The sequence below is a fragment of the Chryseobacterium sp. P1-3 genome (assembly GCF_000738495.1).
GTDB classification, from domain to species: domain Bacteria; phylum Bacteroidota; class Bacteroidia; order Flavobacteriales; family Weeksellaceae; genus Chryseobacterium; species Chryseobacterium gallinarum.
This window is the reverse complement of record NZ_JPEQ01000005.1, coordinates 207,545-222,222: the sequence shown is the minus strand read 5'-3', so window position 1 is coordinate 222,222 and position 14,678 is coordinate 207,545. Positions and strand designations below refer to the sequence as shown.

General features: G+C 35.6%; 14 protein-coding genes, 4 pseudogenes and 1 riboswitch. Of the genes and pseudogenes, 3 read left to right on the top strand and 15 right to left on the bottom strand.

The window, feature by feature from the left end:
- Nucleotides 1–52: 52 nt before the first annotated feature.
- A riboswitch (SAM riboswitch) is annotated at nucleotides 53–160 on the bottom strand.
- Between the two features lie 187 nt (nucleotides 161–347).
- Nucleotides 348–2,963, top strand: a complete 2,616-nt coding sequence (locus HX13_RS07970; protein WP_050020645.1) for an MGH1-like glycoside hydrolase domain-containing protein — start codon at nucleotides 348–350, stop codon at nucleotides 2,961–2,963.
- Nucleotides 2,964–3,170: 207 nt separating this feature from the next.
- Here the strand turns inward: HX13_RS07970 and HX13_RS07965 are convergent.
- The 11 genes and pseudogenes from HX13_RS07965 to HX13_RS07925 all read right to left on the bottom strand — a co-directional run.
- Nucleotides 3,171–3,542, bottom strand: a pseudogene (locus HX13_RS07965) (OsmC family protein); the annotation flags it as partial.
- A 260-nt stretch (nucleotides 3,543–3,802) separates the two neighbouring features.
- Nucleotides 3,803–4,223: pseudogene (locus HX13_RS07960) on the bottom strand (OsmC family protein).
- Nucleotides 4,224–4,282: 59 nt separating this feature from the next.
- Nucleotides 4,283–5,605, bottom strand: a complete 1,323-nt coding sequence (locus HX13_RS07955; RefSeq protein ID WP_050020644.1) for a DUF58 domain-containing protein — start codon at nucleotides 5,603–5,605, stop codon at nucleotides 4,283–4,285.
- A gap of 175 nt (nucleotides 5,606–5,780) precedes the next feature.
- Nucleotides 5,781–6,813 (bottom strand): annotated as a pseudogene (locus tag HX13_RS07950) (AAA family ATPase).
- 67 nt (nucleotides 6,814–6,880) lie between these two features.
- On the bottom strand, nucleotides 6,881–8,035 hold the full coding sequence (locus tag HX13_RS07945) for a DUF4350 domain-containing protein (protein ID WP_050020643.1): 1,155 nt from the start codon (nucleotides 8,033–8,035) through the stop codon (nucleotides 6,881–6,883).
- Nucleotides 8,036–8,046: 11 nt separating this feature from the next.
- Nucleotides 8,047–8,352, bottom strand: coding sequence for a DUF4129 domain-containing protein (locus tag HX13_RS23825; protein ID WP_238555162.1), 306 nt, complete (start codon nucleotides 8,350–8,352; stop codon nucleotides 8,047–8,049).
- A complete protein-coding gene (locus HX13_RS23820; RefSeq protein ID WP_238555161.1) occupies nucleotides 8,349–8,837 on the bottom strand; it encodes a hypothetical protein in 489 nt (162 codons plus the stop codon). Before HX13_RS23820 ends, HX13_RS23825 begins: the two co-directional genes overlap by 4 nt.
- Nucleotides 8,830–8,955 carry a hypothetical protein gene (locus HX13_RS25445; RefSeq protein WP_262483509.1) on the bottom strand — a complete coding sequence of 42 codons (126 nt, stop codon included), beginning with the start codon at nucleotides 8,953–8,955 and terminating at the stop codon, nucleotides 8,830–8,832. The genes HX13_RS23820 and HX13_RS25445 overlap by 8 nt, the downstream gene beginning before the upstream one ends.
- Before the next feature lie 61 nt (nucleotides 8,956–9,016).
- Entirely contained in the window at nucleotides 9,017–9,376 is a 360-nt protein-coding gene (locus HX13_RS23815; protein ID WP_050020642.1) for a hypothetical protein, read from the bottom strand.
- A gap of 97 nt (nucleotides 9,377–9,473) precedes the next feature.
- The gene (locus HX13_RS23810; protein WP_050020641.1) at nucleotides 9,474–9,797 is read right to left on the bottom strand and encodes a hypothetical protein; all 324 of its coding nucleotides are present in this window, start codon (nucleotides 9,795–9,797) and stop codon (nucleotides 9,474–9,476) included.
- Nucleotides 9,781–10,765, bottom strand: a pseudogene (locus HX13_RS07925) (stage II sporulation protein M). Before HX13_RS07925 ends, HX13_RS23810 begins: the two are co-directional and overlap by 17 nt.
- 28 nt (nucleotides 10,766–10,793) lie before the next feature.
- Between HX13_RS07925 and HX13_RS07920 the strand changes: the two are divergent.
- Complete coding sequence (locus HX13_RS07920) at nucleotides 10,794–11,543, top strand: RDD family protein (protein WP_050020640.1); 750 nt, start codon at nucleotides 10,794–10,796, stop codon at nucleotides 11,541–11,543.
- A 122-nt stretch (nucleotides 11,544–11,665) separates the two neighbouring features.
- Nucleotides 11,666–11,956, top strand: coding sequence for a GNAT family N-acetyltransferase (locus HX13_RS07915; RefSeq protein WP_050020639.1), 291 nt, complete (start codon nucleotides 11,666–11,668; stop codon nucleotides 11,954–11,956).
- On the opposite strand, the gene HX13_RS07910 is transcribed toward HX13_RS07915, so the two are convergent.
- The 4 genes from HX13_RS07910 to HX13_RS07900 form a co-directional block, all read right to left on the bottom strand.
- Nucleotides 11,945–12,580 carry a glycosyltransferase family protein gene (locus tag HX13_RS07910; RefSeq protein WP_238555160.1) on the bottom strand — a complete coding sequence of 212 codons (636 nt, stop codon included), beginning with the start codon at nucleotides 12,578–12,580 and terminating at the stop codon, nucleotides 11,945–11,947. The two genes, HX13_RS07915 and HX13_RS07910, sit on opposite strands and share 12 nt — an antisense overlap.
- On the bottom strand, nucleotides 12,525–12,917 hold the full coding sequence (locus tag HX13_RS23805; protein WP_238555159.1) for a glycosyltransferase family protein: 393 nt from the start codon (nucleotides 12,915–12,917) through the stop codon (nucleotides 12,525–12,527). The genes HX13_RS07910 and HX13_RS23805 overlap by 56 nt, the downstream gene beginning before the upstream one ends.
- Nucleotides 12,917–13,741: a UDP-2,3-diacylglucosamine diphosphatase gene (locus tag HX13_RS07905; RefSeq protein ID WP_050020638.1), complete on the bottom strand. Its 825-nt coding sequence runs from the start codon at nucleotides 13,739–13,741 to the stop codon at nucleotides 12,917–12,919. Before HX13_RS07905 ends, HX13_RS23805 begins: the two co-directional genes overlap by 1 nt.
- Before the next feature lie 140 nt (nucleotides 13,742–13,881).
- Nucleotides 13,882–14,622 carry a YebC/PmpR family DNA-binding transcriptional regulator gene (locus tag HX13_RS07900; protein WP_050020637.1) on the bottom strand — a complete coding sequence of 247 codons (741 nt, stop codon included), beginning with the start codon at nucleotides 14,620–14,622 and terminating at the stop codon, nucleotides 13,882–13,884.
- Nucleotides 14,623–14,678 lie beyond the last annotated feature (56 nt).

Below are 14,678 nucleotides of genomic sequence, written 5' to 3'. Positions count from 1 at the left end.
TTATTTTAATACAATTGAAAATGCCACAGGAAATGGCTGAAAGAACTTCAGTAAGTTATCTGTCCAAAATAGTTTTGGTAGAACGTAGCACCTTCTTTGCTTTCACAAAGGGTTGCTAAGGTTTCATAGGGTCTAATCCCTCAACCTTTCTTGATAACATTTTCAATATTTGAATGAACGAATGGTGCAAAGGTAATTCTTTTCTTTGAATTTCAAAAAAAAAATAATTTAATATTTAAAAAATGCCTTAAATACAAGTATTCCAAGTGCATATTAATAATTCTTCAGATGAAAAGAATTGGAATTATTTTCCAAAAAAACTAACTTCGTATGGAAAATGATGATATATGACTGCCGAAAAAGAAAGATTACAAGATACCAATTGGAAAAACTGGGGACCTTATGTAAGCAACCGGCAATGGGGAAATGTACGGGAAGATTATAGTCCCAACGGAAATGCCTGGAATTATACCAATCATAATAATGCGGAAAGCTATGCATACCGGTGGGGAGAAGAAGGTATTGCCGGAATTTCTGATACAAAACAACTTTTATGTTTTGCCTTTTCATTCTGGAATAAGAAAGACAAAATGGTCAAAGAACGTTTCTTTGGATTGAGCAATCCCCAGGGTAACCATGGGGAGGATATCAAAGAAATTTTTTATTACCTGGATAATACACCTACGCATAGCTATATGAAAATGGTGTATAAATACCCTATCAATGCATTTCCTTATGATGATCTCCTTACTGAAAACGGAAGACGCAGTAAAAAGGAACCTGAATATGAACTATTCGATACGGGAATTTTTGATAATAATGAATATTTTGACATTTTCATTGAGTATTGTAAGGCCGATCATAATGACATTCTGGCCAGGGTTACAGTTTACAACAGAAGCCAATCTGATGCTCCCATTGTTATGGCTCCTACAGCCTGGTTCAGGAATAACTGGAAATGGGGTTACAACACTTATAAAGCAGAAATGAATGCTTCTCACGACGGATGTATCAATGTTAATCATGACAGTATTTCAATCAAAAAGATCTATTCCCGAAATTTGAATGCACAAAGTGTATTTTGTGATAATGAAACCAATACTCCAAAACTATATGGTGCCCCTAAAACAGAAAACACCTATTATAAAGATGGAATCAATGATTTTATTATTCATCAGGGCAATACGATAAATCCTGAGAAAAGAGGTACCAAAGCTGCTTTTCTGATTGATGAAATGATTGGTGCAGGACAGTCCGGAACATTCGATTTCAGGTTTTGCCCTGACGGAGTTGACGAGCCTTTTAAAGATTTTGATGAAATTTTCAACACCAGAATTGCCGAAGCGGAAGAGTTTTACAGTGAGATTCAAAATGAAACCACTGATGAAGATGAAAAGAACGTTCAGAGACAAGCTTTTGCAGGTCTTCTCTGGAATAAGCAATTCTATCATTATAATATTGGAAAGTGGCTGAAAGGTGATCCTAATTTTGAAGCCCCCCGAAACTTCAACGAATATGTAAGAAATACAGAGTGGAACCATCTTCACAATAAGGATATTATATCTATGCCTGATAAGTGGGAATATCCCTGGTACGCAACCTGGGATCTCGCCTTTCATTGTGTTCCTTTTTCCATTATTGATGCTGAGTTTGCAAAAGGACAGCTTTTACTTCTTACCAAAGAATGGTATATGCATCCCAACGGACAGCTTCCTGCCTATGAATGGAATATGAGTGATGTAAATCCTCCTGTACATGCCTGGTCATGTTTCCGGGTTTTTAAAATAGATGAAAAGAATAATGGAAATCCTGATCTGCTATTTCTTGAAAAGGTCTTCCAAAAACTTCTTTTAAATTTCACCTGGTGGGTGAACAGGAAGGACAAGAACGGTAAGAATATTTTTGGTGGCGGTTTCCTTGGCCTCGATAATATCGGAGCTTTTGACAGAAATATGGTTTTAAAGGACGGGCAACACCTCGAACAGGCAGACGGTACCAGCTGGATGGCTATGTATGCCCTCAATATGATGAGGATTGCCATGGAACTTGCCCAGTATTACCAGGTGTATGAAGATATGGCTATTAAATTCTTTGAACATTATCTTTATATCGCAGAAGCCATGGAAAACCTGGGTGAAGGAACAAAAGGATTATGGAATGAGGAAGACGGATTTTTCTATGATGTTCTGCAACTGGGAAATGGGGACAGTGTCTCTTTAAGGCTGAGAAGTATTGTTGGACTCATCCCTTTGTTTGCGGTAGAAATTGTTGATCATCGCTTATTGGAAAAGATGCCCAACTTCCGGAGCCGTATGGAATGGATTTTAAAAAACAAGCCCGAGCTGACCAAGCTTGTCTCTCACTGGGATGAGGAAGGGCAAGGGAGAAAACATCTGATGAGCATCCTCCGTAAAAACAGGTTAACAAAAGTTTTAACAAGAATGCTTGATGAGAAAGAGTTTTTGAGCTCTTATGGAATACGGGCTATGTCCAAAGTTTATGAGGAAAACCCGTTTGTATTTTCTGTGCATGGTACGGAAAATGTGGTCTATTATACTCCTGCCGAAAGTGACAGCAGGATGTTTGGCGGCAACAGCAACTGGCGTGGCCCGATCTGGTTTCCTATCAATTTCCTGATTGTGGAAAGTTTACAACGCTTCCATTATTATTACGGAAACAGCCTGAAAGTAGAATTTCCCACCGGCAGCGGTGATAAAAGAAATCTGGATGAAGTGGCACAGAATATCAGCAGAAGGCTCTGTTCCATATTTTTAAAAAATGAACATGGAGAGCGAGCTTTCAATGGAGGAAATCCTAAGTTTAATCATGATGAACACTTTAAAGATTATATTACATTCTTTGAGTATTTCCATGGTGATAACGGAAGAGGCGTAGGGGCTTCTCACCAGACAGGATGGACGGCCACGGTAGCGAAGTTAATCAAACCAAGACTTACCTTTTAATGAGCAATGAATAATAGGTAATGAGTACTAAAAAAGTTGGTGAATCTGAAGAGAAAAAATGAATTTCTTTTTACCCCACTAGCTTATACTGAAATTTTATTTAAAAAGACGAGGATATTAAAACGTTATAGGTTTTTGAAACCTATAACGTTTATGCTTTAGCCGTGGTAAATAAAAATGAGGCTCGAAAGCCTCATCTATGCATTTAATTTTTTTTCCGTTAACGTATACTTCGTATCGGATCTCTACATTCGGTTCTAAAGTTTTGGATACGGAACAGTATTTTTCAAAAGACAGCTGTGCTGCTTTTAATGCTTTCTTAGAATCAATTTCTCCTTCCAAAAGGAATTTTACATTCATAGATTTAAAAGGTTTCGCATCATCTACAGGAATTCTCTCTCCTTCTACTTCTGCTTTAAAACCGGTAATTTCCTGACGTTGCTTCTTTAAAATAGAAACTACATCAATACCACTACAGCCTGCTACTGCCATCAATACGCTTTCCATTGGTGAAACCCCTTTTGCTCCAGGCTGGGAAGTATTGTCCAAAAGAACGGAAGAGGCGTAGGGGCTTCTCACCAGACGGGCTGGACAGCTACGGTAGCGAAGTTAATCAAACCAAGACTTACCTTTTAATGAGCAATGAATAATAGGTAATGAGTACTAAAAAAGTTGGTTAATCTGAAGAGAAAAAATGAATTTCTTTTTACCCCACTAGCTTATACTGAAATTTTATTTAAAAAGACGAGGATTAAAACGTTATAGGTTTTTGAAACCTATAACGTTTATGCTTTAGCCGTGGTAAATAAAAATGAGGCTCGAAAGCCTCATCTATGCATTTAAATTTTTTCTCCGTTAACGTATACTTCGTATCGGATCTCTACATTCGGTTCTAAAGTTTTGGATACGGAACAGTATTTTTCAAAAGACAGTTGTGCTGCTTTTAAAGCCTTTTTAGGATCAATTTCTCCTTCCAAAAGGAATTTTACATTCATAGATTTAAAAGGTTTCGCATCATCTACAGGAATTCTCTCTCCTTCTACTTCTGCTTTAAAACCGGTAATTTCCTGACGTTGCTTCTTTAAAATAGAAACTACATCAATACCACTACAGCCTGCTACTGCCATCAATACGCTTTCCATTGGTGAAACCCCTTTTGCTCCAGGCTGGGAAGTATTGTCCAAAAGAATAGAATTCCCCTGCGAATTGGTACATTCAAATAAAAAAGTCGTCGTTGATTCTGTTAAGTGTTATTTTCATTATTGCTTATTGCTTATTGCTTATTGCTTATTGCTTATTGCTTATTGCTTATTGCAAAATTATAAAATTCCTCTCGCTTTTATTTCCAGATATTTATTGATAACATCAATATTCAAATTTTCCGGGAGTGTATATACTGTATAAATACCGTATTTACGAAGTTCCTGAATGATGAGTTTTTTTTCAAATTCAAATTTTTCAGATATAATTTCATCATATATTTCCTGTATATTTTCAGGATTTTTATGGATTAATGTCTGAAGTTCTGAATTTTTGAAAAACACCACCACTAAAAGATGGTTTTTGGCAATACCCCGGAGATATTTTAACTGGCGGTTTAATCCGTCCAATGTTTCAAAATTGGTAAAAAGCAGAATCAAACTTCTTTGATTGATAGAGTATTTTATATCCTGATAGAGACGATTAAAATCACTTTCAAAAAAATCTGTTTTGATATTGTAAAGTGCTTCAGAAATTTTTTTAAGCTGTCCCGATTTATTATCTGCTGCAATTTTATTCTCCGCTTTTTTGGAAAAGGTCATCATCCCTGCTCGATCTCCTTTCCGCAGAATAATATGAGACAATGCCATCGTTGCATTAATGGAGTAGTCGAGTAAACTTAAGCCATTAAAAGGCATTTTCATTGTTCTGCCTTTATCAATCAGCATGAAAATACGTTGTGATTTTTCATCCTGAAATTGATTAACCATCAGGCGATTTGTTTTGGAGGTAGCTTTCCAGTTGATGGTTCTGATATCATCACCGGGAACATAGTCTTTGATCTGCTCAAACTCCATTGTATGGCCTAATTTTCTGACTTTTTTAATTCCTCCCAGCAAAAATTCACTTTGAAGAGCCATCAACTCATATTTTCTGAGATGAATGAAGGAGGGATAGGAAGGTAACATCGCATCTTTTTGAAAACGGAATCGTTTAGAAACAAAACCCAGTGGTGAAGATGCATAAATATTAAGGCTTCCAAACTGATATTCTCCTCTTTCCTTAGGTTCCAGGCTATATTGGAAATATGTATTTGATCCACTGTTGATATTCTTTTCTATTAAAAAATCTCTTTTCTGAAATTGAAACGGGATTTCATCAATAATTCTGGACGTAATTTTAAAGCTGTAATTATTTTTAATATCAATTTTCACAAAATTCTCATCTCCGTTCGAAAGTTTTTCCGGCAATATTCTTTGGGCTTGTAATGCATTTTTTTGATTAAAAAGTAACAGATAATCAACCATAGCTGCCAGAAAACATATCAATAGAACAATATGTGCCACCCACATCAGAAACGGAAAGAAAAATGCCAGGACATACAAAACTCCCACTCCGATGAGTGTAAAGAAAAAACGGGTATTGATATATAGGTCTTTCATTGGTCAGGGTTGCTGATTATAGATCCCAGGTCTTGGGAGTATATTTATTATATTTTTCACCATCAATATTATTGCAGGGATTAATGGGTTTGTTCAACATTTAGATATTTATATCAACCCCCTTCTTTAACATCTTTTTTAAAATTTGAAATTCTTTGCAATAATGAATGATGTTTTATCTGGGGATCTCTATTCCCTCTAAAATCTGGCGGATAATTTCATCTGCTGTAAGACCCTCCATTTCTCTTTCAGGAGATACAATAACCCTGTGGCGTAACACAGCATAGCTTGCTTCTTTAATATCTTCCGGAGTGACGAAATCTCTTCCCCTTAGTGCAGCAAATGCTTTTGAAGCGGTAAGAAGTGCGAGAGAGGCTCTTGGCGAAGCCCCCAGGTATAAAAACTGGTTTTCCCTGGTATTAATAATAATTTTAGCAATATATTCCATCAACTGAGTTTCCACAATGATTTCTTTTACCAAATGCTGATAGTTTCTCAGCTGCTCTGCAGTAATTACACGATTGACTCCCTCTGTTTTATCTTCTTTTTTACTTTCGTGCTGATTTCTAATGATGGCAATTTCCTGCTCAAGGTTGGGATATCCTACATTGATTTTGAATAAAAAACGATCCAGCTGTGCCTCTGGAAGCCTGTAGGTTCCTTCATGCTCTATTGGGTTTTGGGTAGCTACAACCAGAAACGGTTCATCCATGATATAACGGACGCCATCCATAGTAATCTGCCTTTCTTCCATCACTTCAAATAAAGCAGCCTGTGTTTTCGCTGGAGATCTGTTGATTTCATCAATTAAAATAAAATTGGAAAAAACAGGTCCTTTTTTAAATTCAAATTCTGAATTTTTCACATTGAAAACAGAGGTCCCCAGAATATCAGAAGGCATAAGATCCGGTGTAAACTGGATCCTGCTGAATCCCACATCGATGGTTTTAGCCAGCAATTTTGCTGTAATGGTTTTGGCTACTCCGGGAACACCTTCTATCAAAAACGTGACCGTTTGAAAGTAATGCTGCAAGAAGATGCTCTATCATGTTCTCCTGCCCTACAATTACTTTTCCTATTTCTGCTTTTACCTTATCTAAACTTGCACGAAGTTCTATCATATCAATTCTCGACTGGAACTGTTCTTCGTTTTTATTTAGATTGATTGGGGGTTGATTTTCTATGTTCGGGTTATCAAGATTTTCCATAATTTTTTTTATTTTGGGTTTGATAGGTCTTCGTTCTATCTTTGACTAAATCGTCCCTTCGGGACTCTTATTTTAATATTTCGTCTAGTAGTTTATTGATTTTTTCCAGGTCTTCCTTCATTACACTCGCATAAGGATCCTGTGCTCTTTTGATAAGGCTGATTGCTTCATTAATCTTTTCAATAGGTTTTCCGGTTTTCATCTGGAGCTTCTTAGCAAATTCTTCGTCGATGTTTTGGGTATCGATCAGAAGATCCATTCTTACTTTATTCAGAAAGTATTGGGCTTTTTTAGCCATCATATCATGAAAATCGCCTTCCTGAAGATAGAGATTTCCGATACTTTTCACAAAATCGACAGAGGTATTCCGTAAAGGTTCAATCACAGGCACGATTCTTTGTTTTCTTTTTGCATTAAAGAAGATAAACAGGATTAGCCCTCCCAGGAATGTCCACCATGCATACTTTAATGCCGGATTAGACAATACAAATCTCATAAAGAAGCGGGAAACTTTTGATTTGCTTTCTACAAACCAAAGTGTCTCCCTATCCGGAAGGTAAGAAAATACATCCTGTGCATATTTTATATTTCCGGGTTTAAGGAGATAGTAATTCGTCAGGAAAAGAGGTTCGCTATGAGCATAAATGGTTCCTTTTCCAAATTGTACCTTAATAAAGTTTGCCTGATCGGTATTCTTTTTCTCCACCGTTTTCCCCAATATCTCAGCTTGAGGTTTGATGTAAGAAAATCCTCTTCCCGACGGAAATTTGTCTAATTGAATGAAATCATTCTGATATTTTTTATCCGTAAGTTTCAGAACATTTTCTTCTTCAAAAGAAATATCTGAATTATAGAAGCCAATACTATCGGAAATTTCCTTAGGAATATTGCTTACCATCAGCATTGCATCTGAGCCGGCAGATACCTGTTCCAGAATTTTCTTCCATGATTCCCTGTCAATATCATGCTCGATAACGATAATATTGTGAGCTCCTTTTTTCTGGTTATAATATTCATAAGGAGTCTGCTCAATCTCTTTCAGCTTATTCTTAAAAAGATCTTTGGCTTCGTTACTAAAAACAAATAACCCAAAAGGGGACTTCTCATTGGGATCAAAATTCTTACGCCAGTCTGTAGTTTCTTTTTTATTAACTTCAAGCAATGCCAGAATAAGCATCATTACGATGAAAATTACAGCATATATTTTGAAAGTTTTGTTCATGGTCAGTTTTGTTATGGTTTAAATGCCTGGTATTGATCTTTAAATTTCCGGTAGCTTTGTTCTTCAATCTTAAATTCCCCATACCAAACATAATCGAAAATATAGGAAAGGTCTGCAAAAGCTTCTTTAAGGTGATCTGCCTTCATCTCTGCAACATAATCCTTATTGGTTTTTTCCGGATTCCAGCTGATCAGTTTTTTGTCACTTAACTTTTTTAAAATAAATAAAAACTGGTAACGAACTGCAGACCGGTAATCTCCGGTGTGCTCAAACTTTGCAATGCTTTCCGGAAAATTGATTTCATTGAATATTTTCATGAAGTTCTTCTACATTTAAATCCAGTTTTTTTATTCTTTTTGCCAAAAATAAAGCTACCGTCTTTTCCTAAGATGTATTTAATAACAAAATAAAGCAGGAATCCTACGAGAATAATAGCAAAGAAACGGATAAGATTTGTTGTAAACTGCTCGGATCTCGTAAAAACTGTTTCTCCAAAGATTCCTCTCAGAACCCGGTCTATTTTTCTTAATAATTTTTGCCAAAACGATTCCCTTGGTTTTGATACGGAATAATCAAATTCATTCCCTTTGTATCTTGCCGGGATATTTTCTTTAAATTGTTTAGGATAGACTGTATTTTCTGAAACCGGGTTTTTCATCAGAACAGAGTCTGCACGCAGCATATTGCGATAGTGTCCCGTGCCTAAAGAATCTACCAGATAATCATCTACGGGAGAAGCTTCCTGGGCCTGAAAAGTTCCAAGAGTGAAAAGCAGTATCAGAAAAGAAAAGAAATTATTCATTGCTACCAATAGTATCTATTTCTGCCAATTCAGCTTTCTGATGAAGATCCGTTCTGCTGTCATAATACATCAATCCTGCATTTATATACATCAGGTTGGAAAGAACTAATGATAACAAAATAGAAATTCCGTAGAATATAAAAAATATAACTCCGGCAACTCCGGTAAACGGATTTTGTTCAAAGTTTCCATCCGGAGAAGAGGTGAGAACAGATCCGTAAAAAAAAAATCATAGGAATAACTGTAAAAACCGAAGTTGCGATGTATATAATAATAAACATAACAAATGCCGATCCCCAATACTTCCAGTAGGGAGATTTCTCACTTCCGTTGGGATAAGAAAACTGGGCACGTATTGAATAACTCAGACTTTCTAAAAAACCTCTGTTTGAGTTAAAATAATCATACATTAAAAAGGTGTTGACATTAAAAATAGTAGGATAAAGAAGCAATATCAGAAACAAGCCTATGATAATGAAAACCAGCATATAAGAAAATCCTACAACAAAAAGAGTAAGCGGAACTACAATAAAGATCATTCCGAGACAGAGCCTTGCAATTCTGCCTGTATTGTTTTTAAAATCACTTAAAATATCATCAGTTTTTTATTTTTTTCTGCACCCTGTGCAATCCTTTTCAGGTAAAAAACAGGATATAGATAATTGACAATTGCCAGCACAATAAAAAAGTAAAAAATGTCAGTATACCAACTACAATCAGCATCCCGGCATTATCTGAAAAGTATTGCTCAAAATAATAGGTTTCTCCTCTTAAATTGGAGCCGAATATCTGTGAAAAGAGCTCTTTATATCCAAAAATAAAAATGGTAATGATTAAAATCAACAGCAAACCATTTATCAGAATATAATTCTTAAAATAGTTTTTTCCATATAATTTGAAGAAATTAAAACTATCACTGATGAAAGTTCCGAAATCTCTTTTTTTATAAAATTGTATCATGGGTATGGTTATTCATTTTTTTATTAACAATGGACGGATATACAAAATAGTAAAATCCTATAATCGTAAGCGAACTGATAATGATCGCCAGATTTAAAGTTAAAGGCATCTTTAAAGCATGTCTCGTAACGTAGCCTTCAATGATTCCGGCACAAATTGTAAATGGAATCGTACTCAGAAATATTTTAAAAGAATCTTTAAATCCTTTTTTAAAAGAATTAAATCTTGAAAATGTTCTCGGGAAAAGAATAGAAGCTCCGAGAATCAATCCGCACATGGCCTCGACAACCATAGCAAAAATTTCAAAAACGCCGTGAAGCCAGATCCCTCTCGCACTATCTTTCAAGGCTCCATAATCATAGAAAAAATACTGAAAAGACCCCAGCATCACACTATTGGAAAGAAGTGCAAATAATGTCCCCACTCCTCCTGTAATTCCGTAGATATACAATTTTGCACCTACCTGAATATTATTAAAAATTATTCCAATGGTACTCCCCCATGTGGAACCGCTTTGATAAATCCCTACAGCATTATTATTCTTTATGTTTTCAATAGTTTCGTTCACATAACTTTCTCCAAGAATAATATTGGCAAAATCCTTATCATACATTGCTGAAAGCACACCTATTGATGTAAACAGAATAAAGAAAAGGAAGGCATACATCAGGTATCTTCTATACTGATACACCAATAAAGGGACTTCTGTTTTGAAAAAATAAAGAATCCTGTTCTCCTCTACCCTTTTTGTCTTATAGATCTTCTGGAATACCTGGGCTGATAAATGATTCAGGTAGACCGTTGTATTGCTTTTAGGATAGTAGGTCTGGGCAAAAGAAAGATCATTGATCAGATTGATATACAATGAAGACAGGTCATCAGGATTTTTTTTTAATTTTCCCTTGAATAACCTGTTCAATTCCCAACCATTTTTCTTTATTTTGTTTAATGAAATAAACTTCTCTCATAATTGTAAAGGCTAAAATAATAAAAATTATGTCTCAAATTGCGATAAATACTTCACAAAATGTAAATATTAACTTCAATACAGCCAGTGTGGGAGAAAGGATGCTTGCATTTATCATCGATCTTCTGATCAGGGTTGCGTATGTCATTATTGTCATGTATCTTTTCTTTAATATTTTTGATTTGGGATATTTATTGAGCGGCCTCGATCAGTGGTCTGTAATGGCCATTTACATTATTCTCACCTTTCCTGTTTATATTTATCCTCTTGTGCTGGAAAGCCTGATGGAAGGACAGACTCCCGGAAAAAAGCTTTTGAAAATTAAAGTCGTAAAGATTGACGGGTATCAGGCAAGTTTTGGAGATTATCTCATCCGGTGGGTATTCAGGCTCATTGATGTAACTTCTGGAGGAATTGTAGGCTTAACGTCAATGATTATCTCGAAAAACAATCAGCGTTTAGGGGATATTGCAGCCGGGACAGCAGTGATTTCTTTAAAAAATAACATCAATATTTCCCATACCATCCTGGAAAATATTCACGAAGATTATATTCCTTCTTTTCCTCAGGTTATTGCATTGAGTGATAACGATATGAGAATTATCAAGGACAATTATACCAAAGCCTTAAAAATCGATGACCGTCAGATTATCAGTAAACTTTCCGATAAAATCAAAAGTATTCTGAAACTCGAGATCGATCCTACCAAAATGACGGAAAGGCAGTTTATTAACATCATCATAAAAGATTACAACTACTATACAGGTAAAGACAATTAAGCTATAACCATTTTTTCCAATTTTACTTTTTGTCCTAATGTAACAGTTTGTAATAAGGTCTGTTTTTATCCATCATTGAGCCCGGTGTAATTTTTGTATCTTTAACAGTAAAGTTCTGAATTATGAAATTTGAAAATAACAAATCAGGAAATGGAGGAGTTCTTACCCTGAATAACGAAACTAAAGAAATTGGAAGGCTTACTTATACCATTTTTCCGGAAGATAACAGGCTGATTATTTCCTTTGTACTGGTGCATCCAGAATTTGAGGGTAGAGGAATGGGAAAATATCTGGTGGAAGAAGCAATCAGGTTTGCCAGGGAAAACAACTGGAAAGTTTATCCTCATTGTTCCTATGCAAGGTCTGTCATGATGAGAATGAATGATGTGGAAGATATTTTTTTAAAGAATTAAAACTTCATTGACCAGGATCTCTTCAATATTATCAGGATAATCCACTTGGAGATGATGGTCAGAAGCTACCCATTCCATAATTTCCCGGAGATTTAAAACTTTGGAATTTGGGATTCCCATTCGGTCAAGGGCACATGCATTACACTCCTGCTCGTATTGATTATGAATAGGAATTACAAATAGTTTTTTGTTCATGAATAAAGCTTCTGCAGGAGTTTCAAAGCCTGCATTGCATAGAATCCCGTCACATCCTTCAAAATATTTCAGATACTGAAGTTCATCAATAGGAAATACTTCAATATTTTTCAATTTGACATGTACTTTGCTGTACTTTGAAAAGACTTTCCATTGTACCGGGATTTTTCTAAGTACTTTAATGATATTCTCGTCGGCAAAACTCGGCAGATATACAAGGTAATATCCCTGCTTATAAGGATTAAGGTTTCTGATTTTCTTACGGATTACCGGTTTTTTGATCTGCGGGTGATAGTTTTCAAAATGAAAGCCGATCTTCTTTTCGCCAGGAACATAATATTTCAGGATCAGTTCCCCCAGAAAATCCTTCTTTTCAGGTTTTGGAGTTTCCGGAAAACTCATGGATGCCTGATGGCTGAGCTCTATCATTGAGAGCTTTTTTTAGCTTACAAGCCCATCCCGTTAAAGGTTCATAATCATTAATAATCAGATCATACTTGGTAAGTTCCAGCTCATGTATGGTTTTTATCGCCTCCAGAAACTTATTCTCAGTAAATGTTTTGAGGTAGGATAATCCGCCTGTTTTATTATAAAGCAGGGAAATGCCCCTATGCTGGAAATTAATGTCAAAATCAGCCTTTAATTGTGATTGATGTCCGCTGATTAAAGTATCTACCGATGCGTATTTTTTGAGAATCGGAATAATTTCCTGAGCTCTTGCTACATGTCCGTTTCCGGTTCCTTGAAAGGCATACAAGATCTTCATCAGGAAAAGTTAGTTACCATTTTTAAAAGTGTTGAGCTGTCCATTTCCTGAATTTCTTCTGCTTCATCATCTTTCAGCAAATGTTTATGCTCATCGTAATAAAAGATCTTCCATTGCTTATCATGGTATTCCAATGCTGACAGGTTTTCTATCCAGTCTCCGGAATTCAGATAGGTACAAGACCCCTTTTTATTGATAACCTCCCGAATTTGCGGTTGATGAATATGTCCGCAAATGACGTAATCATAATTGTTGTCAATAGCCAATTCAGAAGCGGTAAGTTCAAAATCCCCGATATATTTGACTGCTTTTTTCACATTGTTTTTGATTTTCTTTGAAAATGAATATTTTTCCTTACCCATTTTTTCTAAAAACCAATTGACAATGTTATTGATAACAATTAAAAGATCATACCCTTTCCCGCCAAGTTTGGCGATCCATTTGGAATGTTGTACCGATGCATCAAAAACATCACCGTGAAAGATCCAGGTTTTCTTTTCATCTATAGTCAGGCATATTTTATTACAGACCTTAAGCTTACCAAGCTCAAAATCGGTAAACTTACGAAACATTTCATCGTGATTACCCGTAATATAATAGACATCCGTACTTTTGGTAGCGAATGAAAGGATCTTCCTGATCACTTTCAAATGAGGTTTAGGGAAGTAAGACTTTTTGAATTGCCAGATATCAATGATATCACCATTCAATACTAACGTTTTAGGCTGTATAGAATTAAGGTATCTTAGCAATTCTTTAGCCTTACATCCATAAGTTCCCAAATGAACATCCGAAATAACAACTAACTCTACGTTTCTTTTCATCCGTATAATTTTCAGCTTTTAATTAGCCAGGGGAATGTCCGAATGTTTTTTAAAATATAAAAAAGCTGAACAAGGCATTCCCAGATTTTATACAAAGAAACTCATTGAAAGTTAACTGTATATGAATGCTATATTATTTTTTATAGAGAGTTCATTAACTCTTCTGTAATTTCCATATTGTGATAAACATTCTGAACATCGTCATCTTCTTCGAAACGTTCAAGCATTTTCATATTAGCTTTGAATTGCTCTTCACTTACCTCTTTTGTATTGTTTGGAATTCTTTGCAGCTCGGCACTTTTGGCTTCTATGCCAAGTTCATCCAGTTTGTGGGATAAAGAACCGAAATCTTCAAAGGCAGTTGTAATCATTACCTCTTCTTCATCTTTTTCTACATCTTCTGCACCCCCATCAATCATTTCCATTTCAAAATCATCCCAATCCATTTTGATCTGAGCCAGGTCAATAGTAAAAATTCCTTTTCTGTCAAAGATAAATGCAAGCTCACCATTCTTACCAAGATTTCCGTCAAACTTATTGAAAACGGCTCTTACATTAGCTACGGTTCTTGTGGTGTTATTAGTGGTACATTCTACGAAGAAGGCAACACCTCCCTGCCCATATCCTTCATAAGTAACTTCTTCATAGTTCTCTGCATCTGCACCGCTGGCCTTTTTGATGGCTCTTTCTACGTTATCTTTAGGCATATTGGCCCCTTTTGCATTTTGGATACATCTCCTTAAGGCAGGGTTTGATTCCGGATCCGGCCCTCCTGCTTTTACTGCCAATGCAATGTCTTTACCTATTTTGGAGAATGTTTTGGCCATTTTATCCCATCTGGCCATTTTAGAAGCTTTTCTATATTCAAATGCTCTTCCCATTTTAATTTTTAAATTTTCAACAAAATTACTTAAAAGTCAACAAAAATAAAATACCT